General features: G+C 46.9%; 14 protein-coding genes. 12 read left to right on the forward strand and 2 right to left on the reverse strand.

What is annotated here, in order from left to right; all coding sequences use genetic code 11:
* The first annotated feature begins 91 nt into the window (after positions 1–91).
* The 12 genes from YWE_RS0100330 (at position 92) to YWE_RS28850 (ending at position 14,794) form a co-directional block, all read left to right on the forward strand.
* Complete coding sequence (locus YWE_RS0100330) at positions 92–1,474, forward strand: TolC family outer membrane protein (protein ID WP_084166923.1); 1,383 nt, start codon at positions 92–94, stop codon at positions 1,472–1,474.
* A gap of 84 nt (positions 1,475–1,558) precedes the next feature.
* Positions 1,559–3,784 (forward strand): type I secretion system permease/ATPase, encoded by a 2,226-nt coding sequence (locus YWE_RS26145; protein ID WP_036014585.1) that lies wholly within the window; start codon positions 1,559–1,561, stop codon positions 3,782–3,784.
* Positions 3,785–3,786: 2 nt separating this feature from the next.
* On the forward strand, positions 3,787–4,962 hold the full coding sequence (locus tag YWE_RS0100340) for a beta-barrel domain-containing protein (RefSeq protein ID WP_029092724.1): 1,176 nt from the start codon (positions 3,787–3,789) through the stop codon (positions 4,960–4,962).
* Between the two features lie 336 nt (positions 4,963–5,298).
* Positions 5,299–7,212, forward strand: coding sequence for an FTR1 family iron permease (locus tag YWE_RS0100345; RefSeq protein ID WP_029092725.1), 1,914 nt, complete (start codon positions 5,299–5,301; stop codon positions 7,210–7,212).
* A 212-nt stretch (positions 7,213–7,424) separates the two neighbouring features.
* Entirely contained in the window at positions 7,425–7,952 is a 528-nt protein-coding gene (locus YWE_RS0100350) for an iron transporter (protein WP_029092726.1), read from the forward strand.
* Between the two features lie 240 nt (positions 7,953–8,192).
* Positions 8,193–9,563, forward strand: coding sequence for a Fe-S-containing protein (locus YWE_RS0100355; RefSeq protein ID WP_029092727.1), 1,371 nt, complete (start codon positions 8,193–8,195; stop codon positions 9,561–9,563).
* 2 nt (positions 9,564–9,565) lie between these two features.
* Positions 9,566–10,846 carry an ABC transporter permease gene (locus tag YWE_RS0100360; RefSeq protein ID WP_029092728.1) on the forward strand — a complete coding sequence of 427 codons (1,281 nt, stop codon included), beginning with the start codon at positions 9,566–9,568 and terminating at the stop codon, positions 10,844–10,846.
* A gap of 13 nt (positions 10,847–10,859) precedes the next feature.
* Positions 10,860–11,972, forward strand: coding sequence for an ABC transporter permease (locus YWE_RS0100365; RefSeq protein WP_084166932.1), 1,113 nt, complete (start codon positions 10,860–10,862; stop codon positions 11,970–11,972).
* Positions 11,973–11,974: 2 nt separating this feature from the next.
* Complete coding sequence (locus YWE_RS26150) at positions 11,975–12,721, forward strand: ABC transporter ATP-binding protein (protein ID WP_051323100.1); 747 nt, start codon at positions 11,975–11,977, stop codon at positions 12,719–12,721.
* On the forward strand, positions 12,711–13,214 hold the full coding sequence (locus YWE_RS0100375; protein WP_099044178.1) for a TlpA family protein disulfide reductase: 504 nt from the start codon (positions 12,711–12,713) through the stop codon (positions 13,212–13,214). The genes YWE_RS26150 and YWE_RS0100375 overlap by 11 nt, the downstream gene beginning before the upstream one ends.
* 8 nt (positions 13,215–13,222) lie before the next feature.
* Positions 13,223–13,531: a c-type cytochrome gene (locus YWE_RS0100380; protein WP_029092731.1), complete on the forward strand. Its 309-nt coding sequence runs from the start codon at positions 13,223–13,225 to the stop codon at positions 13,529–13,531.
* Between the two features lie 123 nt (positions 13,532–13,654).
* Complete coding sequence (locus YWE_RS28850) at positions 13,655–14,794, forward strand: hypothetical protein (RefSeq protein ID WP_029092732.1); 1,140 nt, start codon at positions 13,655–13,657, stop codon at positions 14,792–14,794.
* A gap of 55 nt (positions 14,795–14,849) precedes the next feature.
* Here the strand turns inward: YWE_RS28850 and YWE_RS0100390 are convergent, their stop codons facing one another.
* Positions 14,850–15,113: a YjbD family protein gene (locus tag YWE_RS0100390; protein ID WP_029092733.1), complete on the reverse strand. Its 264-nt coding sequence runs from the start codon at positions 15,111–15,113 to the stop codon at positions 14,850–14,852.
* Positions 15,114–15,196: 83 nt separating this feature from the next.
* A complete protein-coding gene (locus tag YWE_RS0100395) occupies positions 15,197–16,090 on the reverse strand; it encodes a manganese-dependent inorganic pyrophosphatase (protein WP_029092734.1) in 894 nt (297 codons plus the stop codon).
* Positions 16,091–16,765 lie beyond the last annotated feature (675 nt).

The raw sequence follows: 16,765 nt of genomic DNA on the forward strand, positions 1-16,765 counted from the left end.
GCGGCGCTGAATGGGTTAATTGTGGTTTAGCGCCGTTTTATCTGCCAGACGCTATTAGGTAGTCAGAATACCAGCGAAGTAACCCATGATAATGAAAAATAGTTTGTACGGCGGATTAAAAGTGGTGACCTCTGCAGCCCTGTTTTCTGCCACAGTAACGCTACTTTTGGGGGTGTCGATATCTAGCGGCCTGGCTGCCCAGAACGATACTACATGGCAGAATGCGCCTTCAGAGCAACAGGTTAAAAGCCTGTCACTGCGTGAGGCCATACTACGGGCTTTTGCGCGTAATCCTGAAATTCTTCAGTCTTCTGCCCAAATTCAAGTAGGAAAAGGGCAGATAGACGCCGCCACCGCCGCGTGGTTTCCACAAATTTCTTTGCAAGGAACCACCGGCAAGAATCACCGTTCCGGTTCTGATTACAATACGCCGGGAAACCCAACCTCAGCCGGCATATCTCTTAGCCAACTGCTGTACGATTTCGGTAAAACCGGCGGCAGTATTGATGAACAAAAACAACTGACGGAAGCCTACCAGTATCAGTTACAAAGCGTAATGACCGACGTGGGCACTCAAACTATTCAGGCCTACCTGCAATCTAAGCGTTATCAGGACTTATCTCAGTCGGTGGTTAAAAACATTGCCTCGTTAGAGAAAGTACGGGATATGGCAAAAATGCGTGCAGATGCCGGACTTAGTTCCCAGTCTGATGTGCTACAGGCCGAAACGCGTATCGCCGGTATGAATGCCACTTATGAACAATACCGGGCACAGCAGCGTACCGCTCAGGCTGAGCTTAGCGTATTAACCGGTGTGGTTGCTGAATCATTACCGGACTTACCTCAAGCGTTAACCAAACAGAAAGTTAAGCCGCAACATATCTCCTATAAAGACAGCAGCATGGTGCGCAGCGCGGAATCTAAACAACAGGCTGCGGCTCAACGCGTACGTCAGGCTGAAGCTCAGCACTGGCCAACAATTTCTGTGCAGGCCGGGCGCAGTCGCTATAACGACAATGACCAATCGTATTGGGACGATCAGGTTCAGTTAGTGGTACAGGCTCCGCTTTATCAGGGGGGGGCCGTGGATGCTAAAGTTCGTACTTCAGAGGCAGAACGCCGTACCGCTCAGGCCGAAGTAGAAAGCGTAAAACTCAACATTAATAAACGGGCAGCCACGGCTAATGCTGACCTGTTCGGCGCTCAACAACGCAAACTGGCTGGCGATCAACAGTTAGCCAGCGCGACCTATACCCGAGACGTTTATCGCGATGAATATCAGCTCAGCAAACGCAGCCTTAACGACCTTCTCAGCGTAGAGCAAGACGTAGTACAGGCCGACAGCGCGCGCATTAATGCACTCTATGACCAATGGGATGCCAGCGTTCGCTATGCTTCGGCAGTAGATAACTTGCTAATGATGCTGGGAATAGAGCGAAAAACCGAAAGAGATAATATGCTGCCGTCGTTGTGACTGACCGGGGTTAAATTTAGGCCATCTAACGGGTCATTACTCTCTTTTTGAGTGAAGTTAATATTAGCTTTAACCGGAGTTTACATGCCACAAAATGTCACCACCGCCACATGGATCGGCGCCATGTCCAGAGCGGCAGAAAAATTCGGGCTCCCGGCAGACTCAAATTTCCTGCAACAGCAAATGAGCTGGTTTGCTCATCTGCCGCCGGCGAAGCAGTTAGATCGCTTAAGTCGCCTATTAGGGGTGAAAATTAAGCCAATAAATGGGCAGTCGGTCATCTGGAAAAACAGCCTATTGCCGATTTTGCTGATTTTACCGGATGCCAGTATTGCTGTGGTTGAAACCATTGATGAGGTTGAAATCGCGGCCAACGACAATGATGCTGGCACTGAAACTAAGGTTAAAACAGAAAAACGGATCAGCTATTGGTTAAGCGACGGCGGCGATTTACTGCGTACCACTGCGCTTAACGATTTGCTAAGTCAGACACAAGAGCCGGTTATTTTAGTCGGTATTGCGGCCCGTGGGCATGATTTACGGATTGATGAATTTGTTCAGCCTTATAAAAAACACTGGTTCTGGCAGCATTTTCGCCATGCCAAACGTCAAATTGGTGAAATATCGCTGGCATCGGTCGTCAGTAATGTACTGGCGTTGGCCGGTATTCTGTTTTCTATGCAGGTCTATGACCGGGTTATTCCGGCTCAATCACTGCCAACGTTATGGGTATTGTTCGTTGGCGTGTTGCTGGCCGCCGGGATTGAATATTTCGTCAGGCTGGCGCGCACCGGTGTTTCAGATTATATGGGTAAACAGATTGACCTTAAGGTTTCTTCGATGCTGTTTGCCAGAGCGATGGCGATAAAAAATGAGGCTCGGCCTAAGTCGACCGGTTCGTTTATTTCCCAACTGCGTGAAATAGATCAGGTCAGGGAATTGCTAACCTCAACCACCGTCGGTGCCACTGCGGATATACCCTTTGTGCTGCTGTTTTTAGCCATTATGTTTGCCATCGGCGGCCCGATGGTGATTATTCCGGTTGTGGCTATTCCGCTGATCGTTATTCCGGGGTTATTGATTCAGATCCCGCTGGCTCGATTGGCTAAAGAGGGAATGCGTGAAAGTGCGCTGCGCAATGCGGTTTTGGTGGAGACCATTGAAGGAGTGGAAGACATTAAGGCATTGCAGGCCGAACCTTATTTTCAGCGCCAATGGGAACAAACCCACGAAGTCAGCGCCGCGATTAGTATGAAGCAGCGGCTATGGGGCGCTAAGCTCAGCGGTTGGGCTTCCAGCGTGCAACAACTGACCTACGCCGGAATGCTGGTATTCGGAACTTACTTAGTGTTGGACGGTGAAATTACCACCGGCACTATGGTGGCCTGTAGCCTGCTGTCTTCCCGGACAATTGCCCCGCTGATGCAGCTTACTATGGTGTTTTCCCGCTGGCAGCACGCTAAGAATGCGATGAAAGGGTTAGACGATCTGTTGCAAAAACCGTTAGATCGCCCGGATGACCAAAAAATGTCGCACTGCCCGGCGCTGTCCGGCCATTACCAGTTGCGTAACGTTCAGTACGCTTATGATGAAGAAAAACAGCTTAATGTGCTTAACGTCGCCAAGCTGGATATTGCCCCCGGTGAGAAAATAGCCATTCTTGGCAGAGTCGGCGCCGGTAAGTCGACGCTGTTAAAACTGCTTTCCGGTCAGGCTTCTGCGACTCAGGGTAAAGTGATTATTGACGGTGTGAATATCGCCCATGTTGATCCCGCCGATTTACGCCGCCAGTTGGGCTATTTGTCGCAAGAATCCCGCCTGTTTTTTGGCACGTTAAGGCAAAATCTGATGCTGGGATCGCCGCACGCCACGGAAAAAGAGATGATTCAGGCACTGAAAATTAGCGGTGCACTGGGCATGATTCAACAGGATGCCGCCAGCTTAGACCGGCTGATTAATGAAGGCGGGCGCGGCCTTTCTGGCGGGCAAAAGCAAATGGTGATGCTAAGCCGGATGATTTTACGTAACCCTCAGGTGGTGCTGATGGACGAGCCAACGGCGTCGATGGACGAACAACTGGAAGAACAGGTACTGACGCAATTGGCCCAGTGGATGACGGGGCGTACCATGATTGTAGTTACCCATCGCCCAGCGTTGTTGAAGCTGGTCGATAGAATTGTAGTGGTTGATAACGGGCGAATTGTGGCGGATGGGCCAAGAGATCAGATACTCCAGGCGTCAGCCCAAGCGTCTCAGGCAGCTAATGATGCCAAGCGTCAGGTATTGGCTTCAGCGGCAACGGGAATATAACCATGAATAGAACTATTCAGGATGAGCAAGACAGCGCGGCCTGCCAGAATCGCCGTTTTTCATCAATTATATGGCTGAGTATATTCGGCCTGTTTATCTTTATGATTTGGGCCACTTGGGCAATTTTAGACGAAGTGACGGTTGGTATCGGCAAAGTAACGCCTTCCAGCCGGGGGCAAATTATTGAGAGCTTAGACGGCGGAATTGTGCACGAACTGATGGTTAACGAAGGTGATATCGTTAATAAAGGACAGATATTAGCGCGCCTGGATTTAAAACGTTTTCAGTCAAATTATGGTGAAGCAGCCGCCAGAGCCAGAGCGTTAAGGGCTTCGGCTGAACGACTGCGCTCAGAGTTAACCGGTGAGTCTTTAAAGTTCAGCGATGAAACGCTCAAAGAGCCTGATCTGGTAGCCCGTGAAACTCAGTTGTATGAGTCGCGCAAACGTAATCGCGATGAAACTATCTCTAACTTAACCAGTTCAATGAAGCTGGTGGAACAAGAAATGAGAATGACTGAACCGCTGGTGGCTAAAGGTGCCGCCGGACAGGTTGAGGTTATACGCCTGCGCCGTCAGGTTACCGAACTTAAAGGTAAAATTGACGAAGCGGCTAACCAATATGCGGTCAGAGCCCGCGAAGAGCAGGTTAAAAACAACGCCGAGTTGGATGCCCAGTTGGAAGTCATGGCGGGTAAAGCCGACCAATTAGACCGGGCAACGCTTAATTCACCGGTGCACGGTATTGTGAAAGACATTCAAATAACTACGGTGGGCGGGGTATTACCACCGGGCGGTAAACTGATGGAAATCGTGCCGCTGGAAGATCAACTATTGATCGAAACTCGAATAAACCCGCGAGACATTGCCTATATTCGGCCTGGATTAGACGCAACGGTAAAAGTCACCGCCTATGATTCATCAATATATGGCAATCTGAAAGGCGTAGTGGATACGGTTTCTCCCGATACCATTCAGGATGAAGTTAAACGCGACCAGTTTTATTACCGCATTTATGTTCGCACTGACTCAGCCAGCCTGAAGAATAAGGCCGGTAAAAGTTTCCCCATTTTGCCGGGCATGATTGCTAACGTTGAGATTAAAACCGGCCAAAAAAGCGTGCTGGATTACCTGATTAAACCGTTGAATAAGGTAAAAGAGTCACTGCGTGAGCGATAGTCGCAATGGCTTGAACTCAATAACCCCGGTTGGAGAATTTTGACCGGGGCTATCCGATTGACAGCTATGGTTATTAATCATTTACTTTATTTTGCTGAATAACCTAATGCGAACAGCTGACGGATCTTCAGTGTTGACCATTTTCTGACCTCGAGTTTTCTGTTAATTCGACATTTTCAATGCATTACATCGTCTAAAAATAATTTCCTATCGCTGAATTCCCGTCTTAGGTAGATCCTTCTGCTTTCCTGATAATTTGATAAAGATCAGGTTCTATATATAACTTAAAAGCGTACAATGCGAATAACTCTCATTATAAGAACGCCTATCATGACTATGCGCATTATTAAGCAGATTCTTTTACTCTGCACCGGATGGATACTTCTCAGCTCGGTAGCGATAGCTGACACCGATTACAAAGCCTTGAGTGATGACATTCAACTACGGCTTGATAAAACCTCCCAATTTTATCAACAGCAGCAAATTGCAGACGCCCGTACTGAAGTCCAAATGGCCTACTTTGAGGTATTTGAAAACCTCGAGGGTCCTATTCGTATTAATATCTCTGCACAAAAAAGCTATCAGATGGAAGCCGCCTTCGGTGAAATCCGTAAGATGATAGGGGACGGTAAGCCTCAGGCGGAAGTCGATGCGAAAATCAACTGGTTAAAGAGTGAGTTAAACAGCGTTTTACCTGTACTGGCCGATGGCCATAGGTTAACGGCTGAGCAACAACACGGCGCTTATGATAACGATCAAATTGCCCCTTACTGGCAGCAAAGCTTTAAGACAATTGATGACCTATTAGCTGAAGCCGTTAACCTATATCAAAACAATAGTTACGCTGAGGCCAGCAAAAAAATACAGCTAGCACAGTATGACGGATTTAAAAATTCCGAAATGGAAATGTCCGTCCGCCAGAATCGCTCTTCTCAACAGGCCGGTAATATTAACCGCCAGTTCTCTGAATTAATCGCCCTTAGCGGCCAGCCGGATCAAATGAATGAAGTGGGCTATCGCATTACCACTTTATTACAGGATATCGAAGATTTACTGCCCGGCTTGCCGACAACGCGTGACGATCAGGTTGTTGCCGCCACGCCGGTTGATGGCGGAATTCTGGACGCTGACTGGCAGAAAGTTGTCACTGATATTGATTCTGCCGTCAATGCCGCCATTACTCAGTACGGCTCGGGTGACAGCAAAGGCGCAATGATGGCGATTCAGGACGCTTACTTTGACCTGTTTGAAGCCAGCGGAATGGAAAACAAAATTGGTTCCCGTGATTCAGCCTTTAAAACCAAAATTGAAGGCTATTTCACCCGCATGGTCAGCCAAATTAAGGCGGGCCAGCCGGTAGCAACCGTTCAACAACAATCTCAGGCTCTGCAAACAGATCTGTCAGCGGCCGTTGAGATGCTGGGCAGCGGCGGGCAAACAAGCTGGAGCCTGTTGATTTATAGCCTGCTAATTATCGTGCGCGAAGGTCTGGAAGCACTCTTGATCGTGGCTGCCATTGTCGCTTATCTGGTGAAAAATAATCACCAGGATAAGCTACCGCTTATTCGTCAGTCGGTATATGCCGCACTATTAGCCAGCTTAGTCACGGCGGTTATATTCCAGTGGCTATTCTCTAATTCCGGAGCCAGTCGGGAACTGCTGGAAGGCTTTACCATGCTGATTGCGGTGGTCATGCTGTTCTCTATGAGCTACTGGCTGCTGTCGAAGGTTGAAGCTAAACACTGGAAAGCCTATCTGGAAGGGAAACTGTCTCACTCATTAAGCAAAGGCTCAATGGTTGGCCTGTGGGCTACCAGCTTCTTGGCGGTGTACCGTGAAGGTGCCGAAACCGTACTGTTCTACTTTGCGCTGATGGGCGATTCCACCGATATGAGTGGCCATCTGTCTATTCTGGCCGGATTCCTGATTGGCTGTGTGATCTTACTGATTGCCTACTTCGTGATGCGCTATAGCGTTGTCAAATTGCCACTTAAGCCGTTCTTTATGTTTACCGGTAGCTTTATGTATCTGATGGCCTTTGTGTTCGCAGGTAAAGGGGTACTGGAACTGATAGAAGGTAAGCTATTTGAGCCAACCTTGATTTCAGGTATGCCAGAAATTTCCTGGTTGGGAATCTATCCATACGTTGAGACGCTGATACCGCAGGTCATCTTACTGGTTGCGGCCGTTATTGCTCTGTGGGTGATGAAACGCGGATCGTCAACTACGGCAAATCAGGCTCAGGTTTAAAAAACAGCATCCTTCTCACCCTCTAACGGCCTAATACATCGGGTAGAAACAGATGGTGAGAAGGGTAAATAAGTGCGAAGTATCTACGAAAAAGTAGATTGAAAACTCATTTTACGATGTCTGTTCGACCCCGTCAGTTGGCAGGGCGGTTAGCTAAAATATTGATAACTATTTTAATCTTGAATTAATTTTTGACAGAGGATGATAGGAAAATGGTAATGAAAAAAGCGTTTATCACCGGTGCACTGATTGCCGGTATCTTTACTGCACCAGCAGCATTTGCGTTTAAAGAGTATCCAGCCGGCGAGCCGGTAAAAATGAATGAGCTGGAGATTGCGGCGGTATATTTACAGCCAATTGATATGGATCCTCGCGGAATGGGCTTACCGGCGGCTAAGGCTGATATCCATTTAGAAGCGGATATTCACTCTACCGAAGGTAACAAGAATGGTTTTGGTGCAGGTGAATGGATGCCGTACCTGACCATCGCTTATACCCTGACAAACACGGATACCGGTGAAAAGCAAGAAGGTACCTTCATGCCAATGGTGGCCAGTGATGGTCCTCACTACGGTGCAAACATTAAGATGATGGGCGTGGGTAACTATAAAGTAACCTATCATATTGACCCGCCATCCAAAGCCGGTTTACACCGTCATACCGATAGCGAAACCGGCGTTGGCCGTTGGTGGAAACCGTTTGACGTAAGCTTTGACTTTAAATATGTCGGTCTGAACTGATATATCCTTCATCCCTGAAGCTGTGGCAAATATCGCTGTGGCTTCACTGATTATGGATATTGATGCTAGTGCTGATAGGGCCGGGAAATGACATCCCGGCCATTGCATTTAAACTGGACAGATCTATTCGACGTTTTCCGTCTGTTTCTATGATTGGACAAGCTCATCATTAACGGATAACGGTTAATAAAAAATTGCCGCTCAGGCAGAGCTTGTCAGAGAGCGGGGTATACACCAATCATGAGCTATTTTCTTGTTTCGGTATTGCAATCTTTCTTGCCCGTCTCCTTACTGTTGGGGCTAAGCTGGTCATCGCGCAAAACTCCCCACGTTCGCCCGATGGTGCTATTAAGCCTGATCAGTTTTTTGGGCGGCACAATGGCAGCAACCCATCTTCCTGATTCACAGCAATGGATTCTGTTGTTTACCGGTCTGCAAATAGCATTGATGCTGTTGTTCCTGCTAAGCCAGTTTATTGCTGGCTCCCGTTCAGGCTATATCTGGCAATTTATCTTAATTTTTGTTGCAGCGTTGCGTTGGGGGCAAACCCCAAATCTGAGCGCAATCACGGCGACCAACGTGATCAATACCGACTTGCTGCTTAACGTCAGTGCGGTGATTACCGGCATTGTTATTGTCGTTTTTGCCAGTGCGCTGTTGGCGAACTGCGTGCGGCAGGTTGGCGGCCTTCGTTGGCCACTCCTGATATTATTATCGCTGTTATTATTAGCGCCGCTGTCTGGCGAACTGATGCTAGTCCTGATGAAGCTTCAGGTCATGGCCCTGACCAAATCACTGTTGAGCTACGTGGCTAAAGTCACTAATGCCAGCGGACTGATTAACTATATTTGTGGCGGATTGCTGCTGCTGTCTGCACTGATTTATCTGTTAAAAATTGTTTTACCGCGCCGTTTGGCTCAGGCTGAAGAACGGCCGATTGAGCACCGTAAAGCGGTAGCTCATTATCAAAACTCCCGCCGTGTCATGCTGATGACCATACTGCTGACGGTGATTATCGCCGGCGCTCAGATCTATTGGGATAAAGTGGCCTCTCAGCCGCCAAGATTATCCGAAGCATTGCCCGTGACGCTGAATGCCGAAGGGGTGGTGAAGATCCCTCTGGAACAGGTCAAAGACGGCAAGTTACACCGTTTTGTATGGGTTGCTGACGATGGCAAAGCGGTGCGCTTTTTCGTGATTAACCGTTATCCGGACAAGTTACGCTTAGGCGTTGTGTTTGACGCCTGCCTGCTGTGCGGCGACCAGGGTTATGTTATGGAAGGAAATCAGGTGATTTGTGTCGCCTGTGACGTACGGATTTTTATACCATCAATTGGAAAACCGGGCGGTTGTAATCCGGTACCTATTGATGAGTGGGAGATGACTGATACCGATTTAGTCATCGGCAAGAAGTCATTGGAGTCGGGTCTGAATTACTTCAGCACCATTATTACGCTGGAAGTTACCGATCCGGTTGACGGCAGCAAGCTGACGAATACCAAAGCAGAGCATCGCTATAACTTTGCCGGTAAGACCTATTTCTTCTCGAATGCGGCAAACTATGAAGCTTTCAGAGACACGCCTGAGAAATTCGTTAAGGAGGAGGAATAACCATGTTATGGCGCATGCTGCAACAATCCTGGTACCGTAATATTCGCAAGAAGTCGCTGGCAGTTATAACCATCTTTTTAGCTGCCGGACTGGTCTCTGCGCTGCTGGCGGTATCTATTGATATCGGCGATAAGATGGCCCGCGAGATGAAATCTTACGGCGCCAATATTTTAATCGAGCCGGCCGGCCAGGCGACTTTACCCTCTCTGTTTGGCGAGAAGAATAACCCGCTGGCCGGACAGGACTTTCTTGATGAGGCAGAACTGCCTAATATTAAAGATATCTTCTGGCGTAACAACATTATCGGTTTTGCACCACTGCTGAGCGGTGAAGTGACCGTTGATAACAAAATCATTCCGGTTCTTGGCACTTTCTTTGAACAAAAGGTCGATGTGCCGGATGAAGAGAATTATCAGACCGGGCAGAAAATTATCAGCCCTTACTGGCAGGTAACCGGCCAGTGGCCGGATGAGTCCGGTGCAGAAAATCAGGCTCTGGTCGGCCAACAGCTCGCTCAACAAACCGGCTGGAAGCTTGGTGATAAGATTAACGTCAAAGGACCTAAAGGTGCTTTGGACGTGATGATTAGCGGTATTTTGGCCAGCGGTGGTGATGAAGAACAACAATTGGTTCTTCCATTGGCACAGGTTCAGACCTTATTAGGACTGAAAGGCAAAGTACAGGCTATACGAGTCTCTGCTTTAACGGTTCCGGAAAATGAGTTATCACGTAAGGCCCGGGCCGATCTTGAATCACTGGATGCCGAAGAGTATGACCTTTGGTACTGCACCGCTTATGTTTCATCGATTGCTCACCAGTTAGAAGAGGCGATTTCAGGTTCCGGGGTGCGCCCAATCTGGCAGGTCGCTGCATCAGAAGGCATCGTCATTGAGAAGATCCAACTGCTTCTGGCGGTTGTTACACTGGCGGCGTTACTGGCATCGGCCATGGGTATTGCCTCGCTGATGACCAGTAATATTATGGAGCGAACTAAAGAAATTGGTTTGATGAAAGCGCTGGGCGCCAGACAGTGGCAGATTATGATGTTGTTTTATCTAGAGGCCGCAATGAGCGGCGTTATCGGTGGGTTATTAGGCTGTATTGCCGGGTGGGGATTAGCTAAGGCAATTGGTTTGATGCTGTTTGGTGCTCCGCTTAGCTTTGCCTGGATAGTGGTACCCTGTGTTCTGGTATTGTCAGTGCTGATTGCACTGGCAGGCACCTGGTTCCCGGCCCGTCGTATTGCACATCTCTATCCGGTGGAGGTGCTGTATGGCCGTTAAGCATCAACAAAGCATGTTCTGGCGTTTAGTTTTTCGAGCGTTAAAGCTGCGTATGCAACGGGTCATTGTGGTTTTTGCCGCACTGGCCGTTGGTGCCGCTATCGTCACCGCCATGTCCGCCGTTTATTTTGATATTAACGCTAAAATGAGTCAGGAACTGAGAACCTTTGGCGCTAACTTCTATATTGGCCCCGGTCACGGCAGCACCATGGATCAAAAAGACTATCAGCAGATTGTCGATCTGGCCCCCCAAGGGCTGGTTACCGCAAATAGCCCCTATTTATACGGCATGGCCCGTACCGAGCTGGAAAAAGTCGTTGTGATGGGCGTATGGTTCGAATCATTAAAACAGATCGTACCTTACTGGCAGGTCACCGGTAACTGGATTGGGGTCAGCTTTGATGACCGTAATGCCATGATTGGCTATAAGCTGGCTAACCGCCTTGAGCTTAAAGTCGGTGATTCCGTGGTGTTAATTGAAGGGGATCAGAAAAAATCGCTGCAGATTAAAGGCATTGTCGAAGCCGGTGATGCGACGGATAACGTACTGATTGTTAACCTACCGTTAGCGCAAAGTTGGCTGCATCAGCCTGATATTATCAGCCATGCTTTATTCAGCGTAAGTAATGAGAGCGGGCAGGTTGACCTGTATGCTGAGGAGTTGCAAAAAAGCTATCCCGCGCTGGAGATTCGCCCAATTCGTAAAGTATCCGCTTCTGAAGGTCAGGTTCTGGATAAAATTAAAGGGCTGATGGGGCTGGTTTCACTGGTTATTCTGGTTCTGTCTACGCTCTGTGTTAATACAACGCTGATGGCGATCGTCAGTGAACGATCGCGAGAGTTTGCCCTACAGAAAGCGCTTGGGGCTAAAGGCAGCGATATTGTGCGTCAGATAATGGCTGAAACGATGATTATCGCTCTGTTTGCGGTGGTTGTCGGTATTGGTGCCGGATATATACTCGCCCAGATCTTAGGCCAAACTGTGTTTTCCGCATCGATCGGATTACGGGCACAGGTTATCCCGTTGACCTTAGTTCTTTCATTGCTGGTTGCCCTGATTGCAGCCGTTCTGCCAACGTATAGAGCCGTTAATATTGAACCGGCTAAAGTGTTAAAAGGAGAGTAACGGTGACTCAACAGCAACCGAAAAACGACCGGCAACTATCGCCATGGGTCATTGAAACCCGCCACTTATATAAGCGCTTTGGTCAAGTTGTCGCTCTGGATGATATTAATCTTAAAATTAAACGCGGTGAGTTTGTGGCCATCATGGGGGCTTCAGGTTCAGGTAAAACCACGCTAATGAATATTCTGACCTGTCTGGATACGGTTAGTGAGGGGCAGGTTTTACTCGACGGCGTAGATGCTGCCGGCCTTGATGAAGAAGGACGCAGGGCATTCCGTTCCGATAAGATTGGCCTGGTATTTCAGCAGTTCCACTTAATTCCATTCCTGACGGCGTTAGAGAATGTGATGCTGGCCCAGCATTACCACAGCGTAGTTGATGAAGATGCGGCCCGTAAGGTGTTGGATCAGGTCGGATTAGGCCATCGTTTTGACCACTTGCCAAGTCAACTTTCGGGGGGGGAACAGCAGCGAGTCTGTATTGCCAGAGCTTTAGTCAATGAACCACCGGTCATTTTTGCTGATGAACCGACAGGTAACTTAGATGAGCAAAATGAACAACTGGTTCTTGGTCTGCTAACTGACTTACACAAACTGGGGCGCACCATCGTGATGGTTACCCACAACCCTGAACTGGGTCGTTTTGCCGACCGGATTGTACGCTTACAGCACGGCAAATATTTGAGCGAGGAGCTTAATCCGCGTGATGATGATGCAGCGCTGCACGATGAGGTGGAACATGTCTCTTAATATAAAAGGAATAGGCAGTATTTTACTGCTGAGTCTTACCGTGTTACTGAGCGGTTGTAAAGATGAGAAGGCCGAGGTAGGTGCCGCGGCACCGGCACTGGCCGCTTACGATTTACAGGGTAATCAGGCATCTCTTGAGCAGTGGAAAGGGAAATATGTTTATCTCAACTTTTGGGCTTCGAACTGCGGTGGCTGCCTGGCTGAAATGCCTGCGCTGGAGAAATTGAGCAAAGAGTTCGGTGACAGCATCGTGGTGGTAGGTATCAATACAGATAAAGATGAGATGAATATTCAGGCACTGCTGGATGAACGCCAGGTGTCATTCCCTAATATTCGCGATCAATTGTCTATTACTCAGGAACGCTATCAGGTTATTGGTACACCAACCTCATTTCTGATTGATCCTCAGGGTAAATTGACGGATCAATATATCGGAATGTTGCACGAACCTGAACTCAAAGCTATTTTCGAAAAATCAAAGCAAAAAGGCTAACTTCACTGATGAATATATCGCGATTAGCCTTATTGGCTGTTCTACTGGTATCCAGCGGCTCAGCCTTGGCTCAGGCTACACAGGCGCCTAATTTACTGTATAAAAAGAACTGTGCTTCATGCCATGGCCGATTCGGTGAAAAAACAGCGCTGGGCAAAGCTCGCCTGCTAACGGAATTAAGTCAGCAAGAGATTGCCGATGGATTAACCGCCCGTAAAGCCGGAACGATTGTAGGGGCCGGAAATAAGGTGAAGGCAAGATTGAGTGATGAAGATATTACCGGTTTGGCGGAGTTTATTGTAACGTTAAAACGATAGTCATAGGTTTTTCCGCCTTATGGCGTAGGTATTCTATGCGCGGTGGGAGAGCCGGTGCTTGGTATCATTACCTTTCTTCGTTTACTCTAGGCTGCCCACTTTAATGTTCGTTAACGGATTAACATGAATCTCTCTCAAGTAGACGTATTAGCGATTGTCGTTTCTGATAGGAATGCTGAGTTATTTGCAGTTTTTTGTCGGGATAATGGCTTATATCTTTATGATAAATCTACAGATAGCTTAAAACAGTTGGCGATAGTTGATGGTATTGTGTTGCTGGACAAGCCGATTAAGCTCTATTTCCATACACCTTATATTGGCGTTACTGAAAATTTTGGCCTGAATGCGGCAGTCATTAATCTTAATACTGGCGCGACTCAGCTATTTCGCCGTGAAGATTACCACGCTGACGTTTCTTCTTATTCTATGGCGTTTATTGAACGCCAAGGGCGAACCTTACTGGTCCATCAAACCCAGTGGAATCGCTTAGATATTACCGATCTGCAAGACGGCCGGTTATTAACTCCAAGAGAGATTAGCATTGAGGAAATTGAGCCTGAGAAGCGATTGCCGGGCACGGCTCCCTGCTATAATAGGCTGAATTATATGGACTACTTTCATAGCCAGCTATTGGTTTCCCCGCAATTTGGTCGGATATTAGATAATGGCTGGATGTGGGCACCGGTTGATAATATTCGTTGTATTGAGGTTGAGACGTTTTTAACTGGCTATGAATTTTCTACGATTGCGGTTGAATACACTAATGGTTATAACTGGGACCGCCCCTGTGCGTTTTTGGATGAGAACCGATTTGTGATTGCGGTTGATAGACCGAGTGAAGACTATTATGACCAAGATGAACTGGATGCCTACCTACCAAGAACTTTAGAGTTTTATCAGTTTAGCGATATTGATTTAGCAGAAAAACGGCTTCAGCCTTATAAAATTGTAAACAGCGGGCTATTTAGTCACAACGAATATGGCGAAATCAGCGGAGAACTTTATTACGATCGTGATTATAAAACGTTGATTGCGATCGGTGATAAAGGCGTAGTGATTGTTGATACTGATGGAAATAAGTTATACGACAACCCGCATATGCTGATGGTTGAGCAAAAGGTCGAAGGCAAGGTTAAAAACCCATTATTTCAATGGATTTATCAGCCTGATTGGCATATTTTTTATTGTTATCATGCGGATAAGAAGATGGTGGAAGTCGTTAAGTATCAGCAATTAGTTATTAACGACTCTGTTACGTTGTAACTTATTCTCGATTAATCGCCTACGGCCAAGCAGCCATAGGCGGGTTTTAAGGGGGTTAGCGAACGCCGCGCGAGTGATTTTTCTTTGACCAGTCGAAGGTTTCATCACTGGGAACAAATTTTTGCTTCTTCTTTTCAGCCCGGAGTTTTTTGGCTTCTTTTTCCAGTTCCTGCATTATCTCGCCAATCACTTGGTCTTTAATCTTATTTTGCTCATTGTTAGTTAAGTTTCTTTCTAGGTTCTTCTTTGCCTGCGCCTGCCGCATTTTAACCCGTTGCAGTTGGCTTTCGTTCAGATCTTTTAATGTTAACTTTTGCATCATGCTGCCCTCTGCGTCATTGTCTGCTTTTAGTGTAGCGCGGAAAAGCCAAAAAGATCAGCGTTTATCGGCGGATAAGCAAATTATTGCCCCAGAGCCTGAGTTAACCAAGGGAGTAGCTGTTTTTTCCGGCTGATCATATTGTCCATCGTCAGGGTAACCTTGCTGACTGGATTATGGTCAGAGAAATAGATTTGGCTCTGAGACGTTGAAAGCGACGTCACCATCAGCACATAAAAATCCAGCGCATCAGTAATCACGCGCTTTTCCATTTCTGCCTTAAGTTGAGTAATTTTGTCTTCGACAGCAGCAAAGTTACTGACTTCAATTTGGGCCAGAATCACTTTATTGCTGCCAATAGTGTAATTCTTTTCATCTTTTTGCAGCAGGCGTTCAATGGTTAATCCGCTGATATCGGTTTTAGCATTCAGTAATTTAAGTGTGAAATCGGCCAGATTAACGCCTGAGATAGTGGTCAGAGCCTCAGCGGCTAGCCTGTCTTGCTCAGTGGTTGTCGGAGACTGAAAGCCGACGGTATCGCTTAATATCGCGCCTAACAATAAAATTGCGTGGGAGGATGAAAGGGTGTATCCGCTCTGTTTAGACAGGATATCAAATACCAGAGTCCCGCAGCATCCGACTTTTCTTATCCATGCATCTAAGGGTTCTGCCGTGACCAGAGAGCCTAAGCGGTGATGGTCTATTAGGCCAATGACGTTACTTTTATCCAGACCTGCCGGCCCTTGTTCAAGTTCGCTAAAATCAACCAGCCAAACATCCTGACCTTCAATACTGTGAGTTAATAACGCCGGAGGCTGCTGGTTGGCTTCAGTTAATAAAAACTGGGTTTCAGGGTTAATTTCTCCCAGCCGATAGGCCACTGCATTTTTATTTAAAAAATTGAGCCAGTCAGTAACGACTATGGTGCTGCATATACTGTCACTATCAGGGTTGAGGTGACCAAAAACTGAAATCATAGAATACCTTATTAAATAATGAGCAGGGCAGACCCTCTTTCAGGACTGCTGACCAAAGTATGATAAACCAAACCAATGGCTATCCGTGACCCATCTGAATAAATATTGATTAAGATCTTATCAACAACGGACATCTGAACTGAATGTTGATTTGTTAAATTAGCTTTGCCCGAATATTAAACCATGCGGGCGTTGAGGTATGCCATAAATTGGCAAATAACCCGGAGAACAGATTGATTATTGGTGTACTTTTTAGGTCATGGAAAGTGTGTCTAATAAAATTGTATCGGAGTGTGAGTTTTAATGAATAATCGTTATCTTTTTAACCTTATTAAATTACCGAGTATCGGCTTTCTTCACCCCTAAAAATAAAATTTATTGCATATTACTTACCCAATATGTATCTAATTGAATCTGTACAGTAATAAATTTATAAGAAAGTATAAAAAATTCTCTGTAAGTTTATTTTTATCTTCTATACTCCAGTGGAAAGTTCAGCATTATTTTTATGGCATGTTCCTGGAAGCTGTCATTGAAGGTAAGGGGATAAGAATAGGATAAACGCCAATATCCCGCTGATATTTTAATTCGTTAATCATAGTTTGCAGTAAAGTCAACGGCGTTTTGTATCACTGGCTATAACAATTTCTATTTTCATAAAATTTTATGTATAGG

The sequence above is a fragment of the Budvicia aquatica DSM 5075 = ATCC 35567 genome, from assembly GCF_000427805.1.
GTDB classification, from domain to species: Bacteria; Pseudomonadota; Gammaproteobacteria; order Enterobacterales; family Enterobacteriaceae; genus Budvicia; species Budvicia aquatica.